Source organism: Cloacibacterium sp. TD35, assembly GCF_028864635.1.
Lineage (GTDB): Bacteria > Bacteroidota > Bacteroidia > Flavobacteriales > Weeksellaceae > Cloacibacterium.
In genome coordinates this window covers 345,621-362,512 of record NZ_CP104850.1, presented here as the reverse complement: position 1 = coordinate 362,512, position 16,892 = coordinate 345,621, and the positions used below count along the sequence as shown (strand labels likewise).

Here is a 16,892-nt window from a genome sequence, read left to right as displayed (position 1 = left end):
CTTTGCAACTTCGGAGTTTTTTTCTCCATTTCAAACTACCAAAACCAAAAGTACATAGTACTCAAAAATTCACTACTTTTGACTGATAACTTTCCACCATGTGCAACTACGTTAGAATAAAATCCACCCCAAAAGAACTAGAACAAGCCTATCAAGCAGAATACATTGGAGACGATTACACCAGAGACGACAAAATCAACGGTTTTGCCAATCCAAAACTACCAGTGATTTTAGACCACGATACAGACCACATCATTGCAGCGCAGTGGGGTTTCCTCCCATCATGGGCTAAGGACAGCGAATTCGCAAAGAAAACCCTTAATGCTAGAATGGAAGAAGTACACCAAAAGCCAACCTATAAAAACTACACCAACAATCGTTGCCTCATTTTAGTCAATGCCTTCCACGAATGGAAATGGTTAGACGACAAAGGAAAAAGAAAAGACAATTACCTCATCAAAATCAAAGACCAAGAAATCTTTGCCATTGGCGGACTGTACAACATTTGGATAAACCCAGCAACCGATGAAGAAATCCTTACCTGTACCATAGGAACCACGGAAGCCAACCCACTTATGGCAGAAATCCACAACACCAAACACAGAATGCCAATTCTTTTAAACCAAGAAATCCAATACCGTTGGCTTGATGATATCCCAGTAGAAGACTTTCTCTACCCAAATTACAATCCCCAACTCACCGCAGAAAACCTCACCAACCTAGAAGCTCAATCCTTATTTTAATCTTTGATTAAATTGATTAATAAATCAAATTATTACACCCATCTTTCTCCCTTCCTTTAGGATGGGCTGGGGGAGCTTACCCCTCAAAAACTGTTCTTAGTAAAGCCCGGTGGCTGAGCTTGTCGAAGCCGAACCTCATACCTTCGGAGCTTTTTTTTCCAAAACCCACAAAAAAACCACCCAAAAAATTGAGTGGTAACCATGAGCCTAAGCCCATAATTTTTTCCCATAATTAAAATAAAGAAGTCCAAATTTAAAAAAAATTAATTGAGAAATCAAATTTTTGATGTTCCAATAACCACACCCAACTGAAACATGGTTTTAACGCCATACTTCTTTTTTAGCCCCATAATCAATTTTTCTACCGCAGATTGTGAATTAATATTAAAGCTCTTATTATTTCTAAAATATTCAGCTATTTCAGTCTGTTGTTGCCCCTTTTTCAACAAGGAAATGATTTTCTTTTCTGTTGTGGTGAGTTCCATCTTTCGTTCGTATTTCAAAGTAAAAATAACCATTTTATTTCATATCTCTGCCAATCGAAATAATGATTAAATTTGTAAAAATACCAGTTTATGATTAAAACTTTTACCAACTTATTTTTTGCCACCGTTTTATTGGCGGTTAATTCCCAAGCTCAGACCATTCAAGAACACGACTATACCTTAAACTACAAGGATAATAAAATTGAAGTTACCTTCAATAAAGGCGTTTCACTCAAAGCTTTTGACATTAAAACCCAAACTACAAAAAGAGTTGCCAGAGACCTCAACCAAAACACTTTCGTTTTAGATAGCCTAAATCCTGCACAGGTCATCAAACTAGAATATACCTTTAATGACGATACTTCCAGAACAGCTAAAGCCAATTACATCGTTGCAAAATCAGCTTCTACAGGAGTAATGAATGTCTATTTTAACCACACCGTAAACAATACACTAGCACAGTATCAGAACGCAGTAAACTTGGCAGATCAATTAGATAACAAACTAATCGATTACATAAACGCCTGCCAAAGCACCCTAGATATTGCCATTTACAACAGCTACTCTCCAGATAGTTCTAATGGAATTGCAGGGGCAATCAACAATGCCTATTCTCGTGGGGTGAATGTAAGAGTAATCTATGACGGCAGCACTTCCAGTGTCATGATACCTTTGCTCAATCCTTCCATTCCAAAATTACCAAGTCCTACAACTTCTGACTATGGTATCATGCACAACAAATTTGTCATTTTCGATGCCGACAGCTCAGACCCGAACACCCCTTGGGTATGGACGGGTTCTACCAACTGGACAGCCGTTCAAATTGATGGACCCGATAAAAACAATGCCATCGCCATTCAAGACCAAGCATTAGCCCAAGCCTACAAAACAGAGTTCGAAGAAATGTGGGGTTCCAATACCCTCACACCAAATACCACCATATCAAAATTCGGACCTTATAAAACCGACAATACCCCTCACAATTTCGTCATTGGGGGAAAAGTAGTCAATGCCTATTTCAGCCCTTCTGATGGGGTGACTGCCAAAATCATAAACGTAATCAACTCAGCCAATACAGACATAGAAATTGCAGATATGCTCATCACAAGAGACGATATCCGCGATGCTTTAATCAATAAATACAACACAGGCTTATCAACCATCAATGCAGTTTTCGACAGCCAAAACCCAACAGGCAATGATTTTGCAGCGCTACAATCGGCCATTGGCACTAACAAAGTGGTTAAATATTCAGGCTCTGGAATCCTCCACCATAAATTCATGTTGGTTGACAATTACAATGCAGGTTCAGACCCTCAAGTCTTAACCGGTTCTCACAACTGGTCAACTTCCGCAGAAACCAGAAATGACGAAAACACCCTCATCATTCACGACAAAATTGTGACCGACCAATATTTCCAAGCATTTGCTTACCTCTACAATTTCGCAGGAGGCGTTCTCAATGCCACAGAATTCGCACAAGCAAATCATCAGTTCATTGCATATCCAAACCCAACTGCTGATATCGCTTACATCAAATCAGACAGCCGTACAGCCAACCAAAGTGGCTCTTATATTATCTTTAACGTTGCAGGGAACAAAATCCTAGAGAAGAACTTTACCCAACTAAAAGACACCCCAATAGACCTTAAAACATATCCAAAAGGCCTATATTTCATCAACCTAAAAATCGGAGACAAAACCTACCAAACAAAACTCCTCAAAAAATAAACAAAAATCTATCTCCCTCGAGATAGATTTTTTTATGAATTACCCACATTTAACACAAAATATACATTTTCAGTTTTTTAAATTAATTTATTTTGTATAAATTTGTTAGAAACTAATAAGCTGAAACTCAAATAACGAACTCATAATAACACTTATAATCATTTACGAGCTAATATTTATTTGATTATAAAAATTTATAATAATATTTCGTCTATTTGAGAGTTAGCGGAAACCCTTTTTGAAACTGCAAACAAACAACGACTCAATTCAAACTATTAGAATGAAATATATTTATCAATTATTCTTAGCTTTTAATTCTACTTGGTTAATTGTTGTTGTATACCTAATAAAGGAAAAATACAAATTCAACATTTTAGATAATTACAATATTTATTATTCTTGGTCAATATTTATTTTAATTCCAATTATTCTAACAGCTTTAAGTTTTTTAATTGCATACAAATTACCTAAAGACCAATTACCAAGTTCTTCAGTAAACGAGATAGAATTAGCAAACAATAATTTTCTACCTACTTATTTAGGATATTTTTTCGTTTCTCTTGGAATAAATGATATTCCAACTCTAATTGTTGTATTCTTAATAATTTATGTATTTACATTTTTATCTCAAACCTTATATTTTAATCCAATTTTTTTACTTTTTGGTTACCATTTCTATTTTTTAAAAACCAATAGTAACATAAAAATTTTTCTAATTACAAGAAAGCATTTAAAGAAACCTGGAGAAATTGGATTTCAAAATTTAAAAAGAATAAACAATTATACATTCATAGACTTATAACCAATAAATTATGGCAAATTATATTTTAGGAAAAGTAAAAAGAAAACAAAATTTGTTTAGAGTAATTGAAACTGAAGAAGAGGTTTATAATACTGCTGATTTAGTTTTAAATGGTATTGATTATAATCCAGCAACTTTAATTGAAGATGAAGAGTTATATCAAGTAACAAATTTCTCAGAAACCGAATATTGTTTAAACTTTTTGACTGAAGAATTAAATACTGTTGATTTAAATCAAATTACTAAAGCTGATTTAAAGAAATTATCATTTATCTGCACAATACAGGCAAACCTATATTTTTTCCAAATAATAAATTCAAGTTTTTTTATAAGCAAAAAATGGTTTTCAATTGATGAGTTAACTTTAGAAACGGAAAAACCAATTATAACAATTAATTCTTTCGCTGACGCAATATATAATAAGGATAATGATACTTTATATTTTAAAAAATTAACCGCAGCTCAAAAAATATTTAAAGGAATGGACCAGCTTTACAAAGAAGCAACTGAGGCTGAAACTGAAACATTTTTACAATCTGATTTTTTAGAAGTTTCTGAAGGTTTCTCTGCCAATTTGGTAACTATTCCAAATCGAAAAAGAATTGCATTAGTAAATGAAACTTTAAATAAACTTACTGACGATGAAAAGATAGCAATCTATGATTATACGAACGAATATGGCCAAGTAGCTTACGAAAATGGAAAGTTTAAAATTGAAAATGATGATGATTTAAAGTTTGTATTGTGGGGAATAGAGCAACGCTTTTATACAACACAAATTGGAGGCGAAAAAAGAGTTGCAAATTCAATAATAAGCATTTAAAACAAGGGCATCAGCTAACATATTCTATGTCAAGAAACAAGAAAAATTTTAAATATTTTCAATTGGCAAATTGATGGGTTTTTACATAGGGCATTTCTTTTTTATTGACTACAATAATGCGGCTTATCCGATGGTGCGGATTTTTAATCCTTGACCTTAAAACAAAGTCGTGCCCTTATAACACACTAAAACGTTCAGTTCTTAATAACATCGTCAAGGTTCCAAAACCCGATGGCGCGGATTTTTAATTCGTGACTTCCTAAAATTTAATTTATTTTGTATAAATTTGTTAAGAACTAATAAACAAAAACTCAAAAAACGAACAAAATAAATACTTACAATCATTTATAAACGAATATTTCCTTGATTATAAGAATTTTACAATTGTACTTCGTCTATTTGAGTGATGTGGCAAAATCCGCTCCGCTCCTTTTGCCACATCGGTTCGGCGGATTACATCCGCAGATGTTGCTCGTCGCTACGCGAACTTCGCACATCTGTGAATTTGCTAAATCCCAAGAACGGAAGCAAACTTCCTTCTTGGGACTTCGCAAATCCGCCGAACCGTTATGTGAAAGAATAAAACGGCACCTCCAAAAAGAAAGTGCCGTTTCGAAATTAAATTTATAAATTCTCAATCCACTACTTCTGAAACAGTTGATTTTTCTATTAGAAAAATTCCGTCAAAAGCTTCTTCTATTTCAGTTTTTAGGCACATCGAATCAAATCGAATCTTATTACAATTTTTTAATTCTGTACTTCTGTTCATTAGTAAACAGCATTCTTTTCCTCCAAATTCTTGCATAATAAATTCAACAGAATCCGACTCTGGAAAATCAAGTGGAAATTTATCAACCCTAAAGCCAAATTGATAATCATTATCAGGATACAATGCCGCAGTTTCTCCACGTAGATTAGTTATTGCAAATGCTTTATATTTTTCTCCAAAAGTCATCGAAAGTCTTTGCCCCATTGGATAACAACTAATAAATCCATCAAAATCTACCGGAGTTTTTTGAATGTGAGCATTGTGGGCAACCAAAATAATCTTTTTACCAAGTGAATTTTTCAAAAACCAATCAATGCTTTCTGCCATATACTGGTCTTTTGCTCCCATATCTCCTTCAATTCCCCTTTCAGTAATGAAACTTTCCATAGCATCAGCATTATAATTCATATAAATCAAGCCTTTAACTTGATGAACTATCGATTGAAATTCTAAACTTTCTAATTTTGGTTGAAGAGTAATCAAACGAATGTAAACTTTTAATAGCAATGCTTTTAATTCATTATGTTCAGCTTCATCAAAAAGCGATAAATTTAACGCAAGCTGAGAAGTCGAATAGAAATCAAATTTCTCAGCAAGATTTAAAATCTTCTGTAAGACATCAGAAGAAACGATTGAAAGTCTTTGCAAATAATCAGATACAATACGAAAGTTTGGAAAATAAGAACCTCCATTTTTAGGAATATCCACACCTAAAAAGGTAATTTGATTATTATTGTCTTGATTATACCGACGAAGCCATAGCAAAGTATCTTTAAACTCATTTGGATAATAAAAGTGTGACAGTAACTTATCCAAATCGTCGAATGGAATTTGTGATTTTATCCACTTATCAACTTCTAATCCTTCAGAAAAACCAAACTCAAATGCCAAGGTGTCAAAATCACATTCAGTTACTAAAAACTCAATAACTTGATGCCTGAATGTAAAAAACTCTTTTATGAAATGTGAGTTTTCGCCTAAACCAACAATTGTAGAAGAATCAAAATATTCTCGAAATCGAAAAAGACTTTGTTTTATGGATGTATTATTTTCCGAATTAAACGGAAAAGTTAAGGGTTTTATATTTTTCATTATTACCTTATTTTAAATTAAAAATTAACGTACCAAATAGCAACCGTCTCAAAAAGACGATTTAATAATTTACTTTAATTTTTAATTACCAAGGCTTGCTGAAATACATAAAATGTGAATTATTTGAATACAAAGATACTAAAAATTCCTTCACATAACATCGCATTGGCAAAATGGCAGGTTAAGTGCTAAATTGAAAGTTTCTGCATTTTATTCCGCCGAATGTGTTCCACATTCGCTTTTTATTTGTAAGTTAGCTCTGTGGAAACACATCGGCTACGTTCTCGCTAAATTGAACTTTTTGTCCAATTTATCCGCCACTTCGCCAATGCGTTTCCCGTTGCCAGAATTGAAATCTTTGTCCAATAATAAAATAAAAACATTCACTCCGAAGCCTCAAACTTTTAGTGTTTTTTTAACATTCTAAAGTCCCAAAACCACCGCTCTCCGCAGCAAGTAACATAATGAACATTATACGCACTGCCTTGCTACAGAGAGCTGTCTCCACCCAGCCAGCCCTGAGCCTGCCGAAGGGTTCCGCCATCACCCGATGGCGCGGAATTTTAATCCGTTCCCTTAAAACAAAGTCGTAACCTTAAAACAAACTAAAACGTTAATTTCTTTATAACATCATCAAGGTTTCAAAACTACCGTTGCCCGATAGCTCGGTTTTTAAACAGAGATAGATTTTTTTATGAATTTTCCACATTTAACACAAAATATACATTTTCAGTTTTTTAACTTAATTTATTTTGTATAAATTTGTTAAGAACTAATAAACAAAAACTCAAATAACGAACAAAATAAATACTTACAATCATTTACAAACGAATATTTCCTTGATTATAAGAATTTTACAATTTTACTTCGTCTATTTGAGTGTTGGCGGTAATTTTACCAAACAGAATGTTGAACATAAAAAAGTATAATCCGATGAAGCTATAAGTAACTGTCCAAAATAAACAACGTAAAACTTTTTCATTGCTTTCGAAAAGTAGTGAAAATTTCTATTATCAACATTTAAAAATTAGAAAAATGACACAGTTACAAATGATTGACAAAACAAAATATATAGCTCAACAAGACGAAAATGTTTCCGCCGTTTTTATGTATGGTTCATTTACCAAAAACGAAGGAGACAAATATTCTGACATCGAATTTTACATCTTCTTGAAAAATAAAGAAAATTTCTCGACAGAAAAATGGGTAAATCAAATTCATCCTTTGGCTTTATATTTTACAAACGAATATGGAAGTGAAGTTGCTATTTTCGAGAATATGGTCAGAGGAGAATTCCATTTTTTAAAAACGGAGGAAATTGAAATTATCAAATCTTGGGACGGAATTGTTGAATTTAGCGATTTTGACCAAATGAACCTAACCGACAAAGATGGACTTTTAAGGAAAACGCTTAATCAAATCAAAACGAAATCGCCTGAAAGAATAACAAATGAAAATATTTTGTGGTTAAGCCAATCATTACTGAATGTTGTACTGACAACAAGCAACTTGATTAAACGAGAAGAATTTGCTCACGCTCATCACAGTTTATCAAATGTGCAGAAATACTTGCTTTGGCTTATAAGAGCAAGAACAAGCAAAACGCAACATTGGGAAAGTCCGACTAAAAGTCTCGAAAAGGACATTGACACGATTTGGTATTCAGCGTATAAAAAAGTAACATCAGATTTAAATCCCAAAAACATCATTTTGGCTTTTGAGAACTCATTAAATTTATCGGAAAAACTATTTGATGAACTAAATATTGAACCCAAACTGAAAGAAATCCTACACAAAATAAGATAAAAAAACTACCGCCAACATCGGTTTTGCAAAAGAGCGGGTTAAGTGGTTAATTCAAGGTTTGTGCATTTAATCCGCAAAACCATTTTTTATTTGCTTTTAAAATGTAAATTAGCAAATAGAAAAAATGGTTTTGCTTAAGTTAGTTCAAAATTGAAAGTTTAGTCTTTCTAATCCGCTCCTTCGCAAAGCCGCAAAACGTTGCCAGAATTGAAATCTTTGTACAATAATAAAATAAAAACATTCACTCCGAAGCCTAATACTTTTAGTGTTTTTTTAACATTCTAAAGTCCCAAAACCACCGCTGTCCGCAGCAAGTAACATAATGAACATTATACGCACTGCCTAGCTACAGAGAGCTGTCTCCACCCAGCCAGCTCTGAGCCTGCCGAAGGGTTCCGCCATCATCCCTACATAGTCCCTATAATGTGGCATTATGTTAAATGCTTTCCTAGCAACAGTCAAAGCCTTTATGCGCTACACCTTCCAACCGCTCGCTTGGTTATAATTTAGTAGAGCAGTCCCACAATGAACACCTTCAAATCCCCGCCACCCTTTTATAGGAGTTTAGAAAATGGTGTACTCGTTTTCTCTTTTTCCAGTACCTCCAGCAAACCACTGCCAAAAAAATCTTTATAAAAAGAAAAAGATTTTTTTGTCATTGGTCAGCTTCCAGTACCGCGCACAGTAGTATTAGAGCTGAAAAAAATCACTTTTTCCCTCCGCTATATTATCAGACGGCACAAAGCATAATAGTTGTCAAAGTCTTTTATTTGGTCTATGCTCTGCGCCATCTGATAACGCCAACAAAAAGCAATTTTTTTCAGCTATAATACCACTGTCTTTCCCTCCGCTTTTTCAGGCAGTTATCCAAATAAAGATTTTCGGTGGGTGAGCTTGTCGAACCCCACCATTTTCTGCACGAAGTGTTTACCCCGTTTTTACAGCACCATTCCCAATTCCCACCGCTTCCCAAGTTCCTGCAGCCCATGTTCGGCATTCCTTTCACGGAAATAGGTCCGTTTCATTCCTGCCTCACATGCGCTGACTAATGAACCGCGCACAGTCGTGTGCTTTTCCCTCAACTAAGCCAAAGGGCACACCACTGTCTTTGCCATTTCTTCCCATTGGTAACGTTATCATAAGAACGTGCACAGTTTTTCAGCGTTTTCGTCAAAAAATAGGATGCCGTCCCTCGGCAAAAAAATAAAAAAAAAGAAAGTAAAGGTATACGTCCGGGAAAAATGCGCTGACAATATCTAGCCCATAAAGGGTTTTTTGAAAAAACTATGTGCGTGAAAAGCAAAAAACGCCCATACTTTTTTCAAAAAAATATTGCATCGCATTTTCCCTCCTGTAGAATTGAACACTTTCTTTTTTTTTCTTTTTTTTCTTTTAGAAATTTTCCTGCGAAGCATAACTTTTAAATCCCGAGTTATGCAAAATTTCAAAGTACGTACATACGATGTACAACAGGCTACGCCAAAAACCGCAATTTTTATTCTTAACCGTGGCAGAAATGCTGGAAAACCGCTCCAAGAACCTTGTCCGAACTGCTTTATTTTATACTGCAGCAGCTTAGAAGAAATGGAAAATGTTTACTGGACATTTTACGCCCTCTGGAAACATGGCTTTTTCCATCCTTACTTGTGCGGAAGTGTTATTGAAATGCTTCGTATTTCTGAACTAAAAACACTGATGCGCAATTTTATTATTCCAGCTCTTGAAAAATCCTCCCAAAACCCAGAAATGACACTTAAAATCAAATCTACATGGGAACTAGAAAAGAAAATTGAACAGCAGGCAAAAGCAGTAAAAGAACTTCGTGATAGTTTAGTTAGACGTTACTATTTATCGATGTAAATTTTTAAAACTTCCTTCGGGGAGTTTTTTAATTTTTCAAGATTGATAAAATTTTCTACCAAATTTTATAAACGAAAAAGCCTCTCCAAATCGGAGAGGCTCTTTTTTATCCAAATAGTCACCACAACTAAGGATTAGGTTTTTTTTTCATCATTTGGAGTAATCTCTTAACCAAAAGTGTTGCTACAAAACTCGATACACCACCCAAAAATCCAAGAATGATGGTCTTCAGAATATCTTCGGCTTGTAGGTTAACAAATATACTTAAAACCGTCCCAAATGCAGTGCTAAATTTTGTCGAGTTATCCACGTAATTCATAGCAAATCAATATAAAATGAATACCCATCGACCAAAAAATGCTAATCATCACGATATACTGCAGCTTGACTTACCGCCGAAGCAATGCCTCCAGCTACTGCCAAATATCCTGCTACACTCACCACCAAAGCTGGAAGCGAAACAGGAGCGGTCGCAATAACACCACTTACAGCTGTTAAGGCTAAACCAATGTTTCTAAGCTTGCGGAAAAACTTTGGCGTTGGTTCCTGAATTCTTTGCACTAATTTTTTCATACTATTTTATTTTTTTGGTAACAATGAGTTCAACTACAAAACCATTCTCTAGATAAGGGAAAACCAAATTTTTGAGCTTCTCAAAAGCCTTTCTCGATTCATTTCCTCTACCTTCTCCTGTAATTTGACTTACCGGAGCAATACAACCATTCAACTCCTTCAAAGCGTTATTTGCTGGATGTAAAAGAATGTATTTTCTATTTTTTACATTGATCAACTCCAAGTGCCACTTAAACTTTGCACTATAACGCTTTCGGATTTTGTATTTTCCCTCTGGAATACACGAAACTCGAGCTTTATTATTTCGCCAAGGCAATTCTATTGTTTTACAAATTTCTTTGCTGTTTAGGCTTAAAACGCCGTTCGTTCCTTCGGGAAAATACATCCTTTCCAATACGATTTCCATGTAAATTTTACACTGGTGTATCAACTTTCACAATCGACAATGCGTTGAAAGCTCCATTTTTCAATGGGTATTTTTCTCCATTCACTTCTTGGAAGAATTCTACTCCCAAAAACAAGAAGATGGGGTGAGGGCTATTCGGAGTTAATTCATTATCCAAAATGAACTCGTCCGTTGCCGTTTCATTCCACGCTTGAACTGGAGACTCATTCATCTGAGTTTCAAAAACACCATTTTCAAAATCCACTGCAGCTGCAGCTGTTACAATTTTGAAATGAGTAGTTCCCCCAGGAGCAGCAATCATCACCGTTGGCGTAAAAGCTGGAATGTTCACTTGGCATAAACCACTGGTTCTGGTGATATCCACCGTTTTCGGTGCGAAAAGCGTGTTCCCCAACTTCCCATTGATATTGAAGTCAAAACCATCTAAAAGGATAGCTTCGCCATCAATCACGTTACGAGCTCCTCTAGGGTTAGTTTGGTCCATTTGGATAACCTTTACCATTTCTTTGGTCAATCTGCTTACCATTCTGGAATCAGAAGCTCTTAACAAAAGCGGACGAATTGCATTTCTGAGAACCTTCCCAGAATTTCCCGCTCTCCCGAATTCTGAACCATTTTCTCGGGTTCTCTGGAAGGTAGGGTCATTTTTAATTCTTTCCGCCGATACACCGCCTTTCTCTCTTGCGAGGTAGCCGTCTTTAGATTTGTAAAAGGTGATACCACCAATGGTACCATCTAACTTGATAATACTTTTTTGTCTTGCCATTTTTTTACTTTTTACTAGATTTATTTTTCAGATGATGAGGCTCACCTGTTCAAACCTTCGCGAATTCACATGACAAAATTTGAGAATTTAACCCCCCAAAGCAAATAATAAAGCGGTTCTACCCACATTTAGCGGAAAACGATACTTTCTGTTGTAAACACAACTTTTAGCGGATTTAGAGCTTTTTATAACAATTAGTGTATTTAGAAAATAATTAAATTTGATATCAGTATACCACACCTAAGTCAACTCCATATCAAAAGCATAGATAGTGTATGAAAAAAAGATTTTTTAGGCTGTGCATCTACCCAAAAGACGTAATGAAAATTACAGGCAAAAGTGAAACCTATTCACGCACACTTCTCTCCAAAATTAAAGCCTCTTTAAACAGACCTCCACATCAATTTATTACCATCGAAGAATTCTGCCAATACACTGGTCTAGAAAAAGAAAAAGTATTAGAAATAATCACGGATTAATCACAAATTAATCAAGAAATATAGTGATATAATAGACCAAATTTTGTAAATTTACTTTATCAAAATGAACCAAAAACCTACAAATTTATAGGTGAGTAATTAGGTGAGTAAAGTTGTTCAAAGATTTAAAAAGTCCAATTAATAAAGGGTTTTGTAAGTAGGTGGTTTTCCCTCCAACTCCACAAAATTAAATTTAACCACTTGATAATCAGGTGGTTTTTGTTTTTTATTGCAAACATCTTGCAAACATCTCTAAATTTTAACAAAAATTTCATTCTTTTTAGTGGTTCTGCTCAATTTAAAAACGAGGTACAAATTTTAATTTTTTCTTTTCTGTTTTGTAGATAAAATAGACAACAATAAGTTAAATCCCTCGCGCGCGTATTGTTTTACTTTTTAAGATATTGTAAAATGTATATATTTTGAAATAATGTGATTAATCAAATTGAAAAAGTTTATTGTTTAATCATCTTTAATCTCTTTCGCGCTTACATTGTACGTTATTAATTATTATATTTGTTTTTAATTAAAAATAATAATCATGTTTCAAAATGTAATTCCAAATCCTAAAAAATCAATTCAAATTGATTTTCCTATTGAAAAAGTAAAACAAAGTGTAAAAAACATTAGTCTTATAAACAAAAAATATAAGGAGTATAATTTTAATGAAGTTATAAATCAATACTCTTTTGAGTCTTATGAATTTTTAAGTTTTGGAGTTTACATAGATATACATCTAAATACGATTAATGAAAATAAAACAGAAATAAACATAGAGATTAGAAGAAAGATAGGAAGTTTTGACAAATCTCATGAAATTACAAACGCAAACGAACATATCGCAAAAACACTTAACGCTATATCTGTTTTATTAACTAAAAGTCCTGAAGAAATAAATTCTTTAAAAGATAATTCTCAAACAAATAATAAACCTGTAAACTCATCTCATTGGTATGAAAAAATTTGGTTATTAATTATTTTATGTATTTTCTTATGGCCATTTGGACTTTTGGGAGTATGGAAAAATAAAAAAATATCTCAACCAATAAAAATAATTTTAACTCTTTTTTATGCCTTTGTTATATATTTAAGTTTTAGTAGTAAATAACTTTTAATAAAAAAATATAACCACTTGCATTTTCTGTAAGTGGTTTTTTTATTTATGTAAATGTAAACTGTAACTGATTTACATTATAGTTTCGTTCTACAAATTTGTTTCTATTGTGATATTCGTTTGTTTTGGTGTTCCTGATATTGTGCGCAATGTAGTATATCTGCTCAATTATTTTTAATTTTCTTTTGTCTGAAGTTAAAAATCTGTTTTGTAATTGTAAGAATGTTTTAATGTCATTTTTAAAGTACCATAATAAACCAGTATTTGACAAATAAACACTGTTTTTTCTCTGCATATCTATACGCAAACCTGTAACTAAACATAGTCTATTTGTTTGCTCTAATTGTGCATTTTCACCCTTTATAGTATTTAGGTCGGTTTCTTTGATTTTAAGAATCCCTTTGTTTATGGTGGTTTCCTGTGGGGAATTTGCACAATTTAATAACTGATAAATTTTATCAATAATTTGTAGTTTGATGAGGTGGTGCAGATTGTTTTTTCCTTTCAGGATATTGTAATACTTATTTTTATTATTCCTGACTGTATTACGGTGTTTTTTTGTTATTAAATCGTTCCAAAAATCAAACTTTACAGACTGTTTTATAAATTGTATCTCATCACGTCTTAAAGTGGTTAAATCAGGCGTTAAATTGATTAATAAAACGTTTTGCCATTCATTTATTACCTCTTCTGCTAAACGTGGATATTTAGCAATGTTTAATAGGTCTTTTGCAGTGGTAATGCCTAAAGATTTTATTTTGCGGTGTTTCTTTGTTTTTACCTCAAAACGAAACGTATTTATATCGACTTCATATTGCTGTCTCTCATGGCATTGTAAACCTTTGGCGTACGTTTTTATGATTTTGTATTCTGAAACTTTTTCTTCGGTTCGTCTGTTATAAGGGATTTTTGAATTATATACCATGAAAGGTGTTTTTTTAGAGTAGTAAATACCGTTTATTAATTCTTTTACATCTGTTTCGGGTATTATATTAACTCCTACTTCTAAATTGACCACTTTTAGCTCGTCCAGTTCGTAAGATTTTATTTGTAAATAGTATAATATCTCAAAAATTGATTTTATACAATTTTCAGGCGTTAAATCATTACCATTATGCAGATAATTATTAAAATGATAATGCGGACTGATACAAACATCTACATAATTAAATTCATTTGTGTCATTTATTTTATGAAAATCTAATTGAAGTTTTTTATTTATTTCTTTTTGATATTTAGAATAGTAATAATAAGTTTTGGTTATACATTCCACAAAATCAGGGTGTAAAAACACTCTGTTAATTAACTCCTGATTATAAGTTCTTAATTTGATAAAATCTAACATAAATTAATATCTTTGTAATGTCAATAGGTTGTCTATTGTCAAGGTTTGAACGCCAAAAGGGAATGCGGTTTTGCACTCCCTTTTTTTGGACTTAAAAAACTTGAATGATTGTATTTATTATGCGTGTGCGTTCGTGGGAATTGTACGGATAAAACTGTTTACACACTCTTATTTCTATTATCTCTGTTTCGGGTGTGTATTTAATCACGCATAGTGATTTAACGCCCTCAATTGGCAAATCTGAATAATAGAAATGTTTTATTCCTGTGGGGCGTAATCCTGTTAGGGTGCATTTGCTCCAGTTATTGGCGTTTCTTATTCTCAATAGGTTGTCTGCTCCTGTTATAGAGTTGTAACCATTGTTTTTTTCTAATCTTACCAGCTCGGGCAAAAGTGGGATTTCTGCGGATTGTAATTTGTACTGTTTGAAAGTCTTTTTTTCAGTATCAAAAACAAAAGTGGTTTTGTAATTGTCAGGTGTGAACGTTACCATAATGCAATAATTTTAATCGTTAATAATCATTGCGTTTTCTATCTCGTCTAACCTGTAATAAACGCGCGCTCCTAATTTGTAACTTTTTAGAATGTTACGTTTTCTGTATTCGTGTAGCGTGGGTTTTGTAATTCCGAAACGTTTGCAAACCTCATCTGCGGATAAGTAGCGTTTTGGCTCATTCTCTTGAATGGTTTTTGTAAGTTCGGATAATAGAGAGTTTTTTACCGTTTCGGTAATTTCTTTAATAAATGCGTTTGGCTCTACGCTGTAAAATTGAATTGTATTCATAAATAAAAAATTTTGTTTCGTTTTCTGAAACAAAATTCTTAATTACGATTACCGTATTTTATTTTTTGGTAGTAGTTTAGTAGTATTTTAGTAGTAGTAATTAAAATGTAAAAAATTGATTTACAGTAAATTAGTAGCCTTTTGAATTTAAAAATTCTTTTGCCTTTTTTGTGTGCGTATTATTAAATTCTATATTGTCATTTTTTACCATGCTATCATAATACTTTTCTAAATTCTTGCTATTTGCACCAGTTATTTGATATAAAGTATCAATAATTGATTTACGATTAAATCCCTTTTTTGCCATTATCCCAAAAACTCCCAATTCTTTTAATATTGCAATGTTTATTGGTGTGGTAAATCTTTTTTTTTGGTCTTTTGTTAGCTCAATATTATTTTCAGGTTGTATTATTTCAGGCTCTATTTTGTTTGTTTTGTTGTTTATGAAGTCTAATATTTTAAAAATAGAAAATGTGAAATTGTCATATTTTAACTCGTCAAGTGCAATATTGTCAAAAAATGAATTATAAAATTGTCTGTAATATTTATGTCTATCGTCAGTAATTACAAGTTTATTTTCTTTTGTTCTAATATTACAATTTTCCCAATAGTCTAATATTTCTACATCTTCATGGAATTTTTTTTCATTGTCATAAAATCCACGAATAGAACAATAAATTTTTAATTTTTCTTGCATTATCTCTGTGTAACTGTTTAAATTTAATTCAGCATATTCAGGATAGTCTTCCATAATGTAATCGCAAGAAATTTCTTCTATTACATGGTTTTGACCAGCATTTAAAAAACTTTTATAAATTTTAAGTACTTCTTTTAGATAATCTTTTTCTGTGGCGTCTTCAAATATTTTTAAGAAGTTTTTTAAATCATTTTCATAATTATTTTGAAAATCATTGAATGAACAATAAAATGGTATTTCCATAGTCAAAAGTTTGAACGTTTTTATATAATTACAAAGTTTGAAAATAAGATTTTAAATTTATTTCGATATAATTTATTTGTTCTTGTAAATAATTCAAATCATAAATTCCTATATGTGCAAAAGATTATAATAGTAAATACATATTAGCAAGATAAATAAAATCTATTGATGAAATATATTTAAATACATATTTACGAATTACTTTTAAAAAAAAATATAACCATTGAATCCAGTCAAATTAAAAACACAAAAACTTTATGTATTATCTAGTTTTAAAGCTAAATAATAAACTAAATCCTTTCCCAATTAATAGCGTAAATAAATAATAAATACTACTGTACTTACTAAAAAAGTTATGCCTAAAGCATACTAAT

18 protein-coding genes are annotated in these 16,892 nt (G+C 32.5%); 8 read left to right on the top strand and 10 right to left on the bottom strand.

Annotation, left to right across the window (positions count from 1 at the left end):
* Positions 1-98: 98 nt before the first annotated feature.
* Positions 99-743 (top strand): SOS response-associated peptidase, encoded by a 645-nt coding sequence (locus N7277_RS01600; protein ID WP_274780033.1) that lies wholly within the window; start codon positions 99-101, stop codon positions 741-743.
* A 275-nt stretch (positions 744-1,018) separates the two neighbouring features.
* Here the strand turns inward: N7277_RS01600 and N7277_RS01595 are convergent, their stop codons facing one another.
* Positions 1,019-1,228, bottom strand: coding sequence for a helix-turn-helix transcriptional regulator (locus N7277_RS01595; RefSeq protein WP_274780032.1), 210 nt, complete (start codon positions 1,226-1,228; stop codon positions 1,019-1,021).
* A gap of 90 nt (positions 1,229-1,318) precedes the next feature.
* Here N7277_RS01595 and N7277_RS01590 point away from each other — a divergent pair, with 90 nt between their 5' ends.
* The 3 genes from N7277_RS01590 to N7277_RS01580 all read left to right on the top strand — a co-directional run bounded on the left by N7277_RS01590 (position 1,319) and on the right by N7277_RS01580 (position 4,584).
* The gene (locus tag N7277_RS01590) at positions 1,319-2,959 is read left to right on the top strand and encodes a phospholipase D-like domain-containing protein (protein ID WP_274780031.1); all 1,641 of its coding nucleotides are present in this window, start codon (positions 1,319-1,321) and stop codon (positions 2,957-2,959) included.
* A gap of 280 nt (positions 2,960-3,239) precedes the next feature.
* Positions 3,240-3,761: a hypothetical protein gene (locus N7277_RS01585; RefSeq protein WP_274780030.1), complete on the top strand. Its 522-nt coding sequence runs from the start codon at positions 3,240-3,242 to the stop codon at positions 3,759-3,761.
* A gap of 10 nt (positions 3,762-3,771) precedes the next feature.
* The gene (locus N7277_RS01580; protein ID WP_274780029.1) at positions 3,772-4,584 is read left to right on the top strand and encodes a hypothetical protein; all 813 of its coding nucleotides are present in this window, start codon (positions 3,772-3,774) and stop codon (positions 4,582-4,584) included.
* 634 nt (positions 4,585-5,218) lie between these two features.
* Here N7277_RS01580 and ere(D) read toward each other — a convergent pair.
* The gene (gene ere(D), locus N7277_RS01575) at positions 5,219-6,445 is read right to left on the bottom strand and encodes an EreD family erythromycin esterase (protein WP_095073170.1); all 1,227 of its coding nucleotides are present in this window, start codon (positions 6,443-6,445) and stop codon (positions 5,219-5,221) included.
* Positions 6,446-7,480: 1,035 nt separating this feature from the next.
* On the opposite strand from ere(D), the gene lnu(H) reads away from it, so the two are divergent.
* Both lnu(H) and N7277_RS01565 read left to right on the top strand, forming a co-directional pair.
* Positions 7,481-8,251: a lincosamide nucleotidyltransferase Lnu(H) gene (gene lnu(H) / locus N7277_RS01570; protein WP_077564604.1), complete on the top strand. Its 771-nt coding sequence runs from the start codon at positions 7,481-7,483 to the stop codon at positions 8,249-8,251.
* 1,434 nt (positions 8,252-9,685) lie between these two features.
* A complete protein-coding gene (locus N7277_RS01565) occupies positions 9,686-10,111 on the top strand; it encodes a DUF6943 family protein (RefSeq protein WP_213188625.1) in 426 nt (141 codons plus the stop codon).
* Between the two features lie 127 nt (positions 10,112-10,238).
* On the opposite strand, the gene N7277_RS01560 is transcribed toward N7277_RS01565, so the two are convergent.
* From N7277_RS01560 to N7277_RS01545, 4 genes are read right to left on the bottom strand one after another with little or no spacing between them, the layout of a single operon-like run.
* The gene (locus N7277_RS01560) at positions 10,239-10,430 is read right to left on the bottom strand and encodes a hypothetical protein (protein WP_104793489.1); all 192 of its coding nucleotides are present in this window, start codon (positions 10,428-10,430) and stop codon (positions 10,239-10,241) included.
* Positions 10,431-10,471: 41 nt separating this feature from the next.
* Complete coding sequence (locus tag N7277_RS01555; protein WP_274780028.1) at positions 10,472-10,684, bottom strand: hypothetical protein; 213 nt, start codon at positions 10,682-10,684, stop codon at positions 10,472-10,474.
* A 1-nt stretch (position 10,685) separates the two neighbouring features.
* Positions 10,686-11,090 (bottom strand): DUF5675 family protein, encoded by a 405-nt coding sequence (locus N7277_RS01550; protein ID WP_274780027.1) that lies wholly within the window; start codon positions 11,088-11,090, stop codon positions 10,686-10,688.
* Between the two features lie 7 nt (positions 11,091-11,097).
* The gene (locus N7277_RS01545) at positions 11,098-11,856 is read right to left on the bottom strand and encodes a hypothetical protein (RefSeq protein ID WP_104793492.1); all 759 of its coding nucleotides are present in this window, start codon (positions 11,854-11,856) and stop codon (positions 11,098-11,100) included.
* 320 nt (positions 11,857-12,176) lie between these two features.
* Here N7277_RS01545 and N7277_RS01540 point away from each other — a divergent pair, with 320 nt between their 5' ends.
* Both N7277_RS01540 and N7277_RS01535 read left to right on the top strand, forming a co-directional pair.
* On the top strand, positions 12,177-12,335 hold the full coding sequence (locus N7277_RS01540) for a hypothetical protein (protein WP_342455289.1): 159 nt from the start codon (positions 12,177-12,179) through the stop codon (positions 12,333-12,335).
* A gap of 541 nt (positions 12,336-12,876) precedes the next feature.
* Entirely contained in the window at positions 12,877-13,443 is a 567-nt protein-coding gene (locus N7277_RS01535; RefSeq protein WP_274780025.1) for a hypothetical protein, read from the top strand.
* Positions 13,444-13,495: 52 nt separating this feature from the next.
* Here the strand turns inward: N7277_RS01535 and N7277_RS01530 are convergent, their stop codons facing one another.
* From N7277_RS01530 to N7277_RS01515, 4 genes are all read right to left on the bottom strand, one after another.
* On the bottom strand, positions 13,496-14,794 hold the full coding sequence (locus tag N7277_RS01530; RefSeq protein ID WP_274780024.1) for a hypothetical protein: 1,299 nt from the start codon (positions 14,792-14,794) through the stop codon (positions 13,496-13,498).
* 91 nt (positions 14,795-14,885) lie between these two features.
* Positions 14,886-15,287 carry a hypothetical protein gene (locus N7277_RS01525; RefSeq protein ID WP_274780023.1) on the bottom strand — a complete coding sequence of 134 codons (402 nt, stop codon included), beginning with the start codon at positions 15,285-15,287 and terminating at the stop codon, positions 14,886-14,888.
* 12 nt (positions 15,288-15,299) lie between these two features.
* The gene (locus N7277_RS01520) at positions 15,300-15,578 is read right to left on the bottom strand and encodes a helix-turn-helix transcriptional regulator (protein ID WP_274780022.1); all 279 of its coding nucleotides are present in this window, start codon (positions 15,576-15,578) and stop codon (positions 15,300-15,302) included.
* A 130-nt stretch (positions 15,579-15,708) separates the two neighbouring features.
* Positions 15,709-16,518: a hypothetical protein gene (locus N7277_RS01515; protein ID WP_274780021.1), complete on the bottom strand. Its 810-nt coding sequence runs from the start codon at positions 16,516-16,518 to the stop codon at positions 15,709-15,711.
* Positions 16,519-16,892 lie beyond the last annotated feature (374 nt).

Coding starts and splice junctions, on each gene's coding strand:
- N7277_RS01600 (WP_274780033.1), top strand. CDS start 99: ATGTGCAACTACGTTAGAATAAAATCCACCCCAAAAGAACTAGAACAA.
- N7277_RS01595 (WP_274780032.1), bottom strand. CDS start 1,228: ATGGAACTCACCACAACAGAAAAGAAAATCATTTCCTTGTTGAAAAAG.
- N7277_RS01590 (WP_274780031.1), top strand. CDS start 1,319: ATGATTAAAACTTTTACCAACTTATTTTTTGCCACCGTTTTATTGGCG.
- N7277_RS01585 (WP_274780030.1), top strand. CDS start 3,240: ATGAAATATATTTATCAATTATTCTTAGCTTTTAATTCTACTTGGTTA.
- N7277_RS01580 (WP_274780029.1), top strand. CDS start 3,772: ATGGCAAATTATATTTTAGGAAAAGTAAAAAGAAAACAAAATTTGTTT.
- N7277_RS01565 (WP_213188625.1), top strand. CDS start 9,686: ATGCAAAATTTCAAAGTACGTACATACGATGTACAACAGGCTACGCCA.
- N7277_RS01560 (WP_104793489.1), bottom strand. CDS start 10,430: ATGAATTACGTGGATAACTCGACAAAATTTAGCACTGCATTTGGGACG.
- N7277_RS01555 (WP_274780028.1), bottom strand. CDS start 10,684: ATGAAAAAATTAGTGCAAAGAATTCAGGAACCAACGCCAAAGTTTTTC.
- N7277_RS01550 (WP_274780027.1), bottom strand. CDS start 11,090: ATGGAAATCGTATTGGAAAGGATGTATTTTCCCGAAGGAACGAACGGC.
- N7277_RS01545 (WP_104793492.1), bottom strand. CDS start 11,856: ATGGCAAGACAAAAAAGTATTATCAAGTTAGATGGTACCATTGGTGGT.
- N7277_RS01540 (WP_342455289.1), top strand. CDS start 12,177: ATGAAAATTACAGGCAAAAGTGAAACCTATTCACGCACACTTCTCTCC.
- N7277_RS01535 (WP_274780025.1), top strand. CDS start 12,877: ATGTTTCAAAATGTAATTCCAAATCCTAAAAAATCAATTCAAATTGAT.
- N7277_RS01530 (WP_274780024.1), bottom strand. CDS start 14,794: ATGTTAGATTTTATCAAATTAAGAACTTATAATCAGGAGTTAATTAAC.
- N7277_RS01525 (WP_274780023.1), bottom strand. CDS start 15,287: ATGGTAACGTTCACACCTGACAATTACAAAACCACTTTTGTTTTTGAT.
- N7277_RS01520 (WP_274780022.1), bottom strand. CDS start 15,578: ATGAATACAATTCAATTTTACAGCGTAGAGCCAAACGCATTTATTAAA.
- N7277_RS01515 (WP_274780021.1), bottom strand. CDS start 16,518: ATGGAAATACCATTTTATTGTTCATTCAATGATTTTCAAAATAATTAT.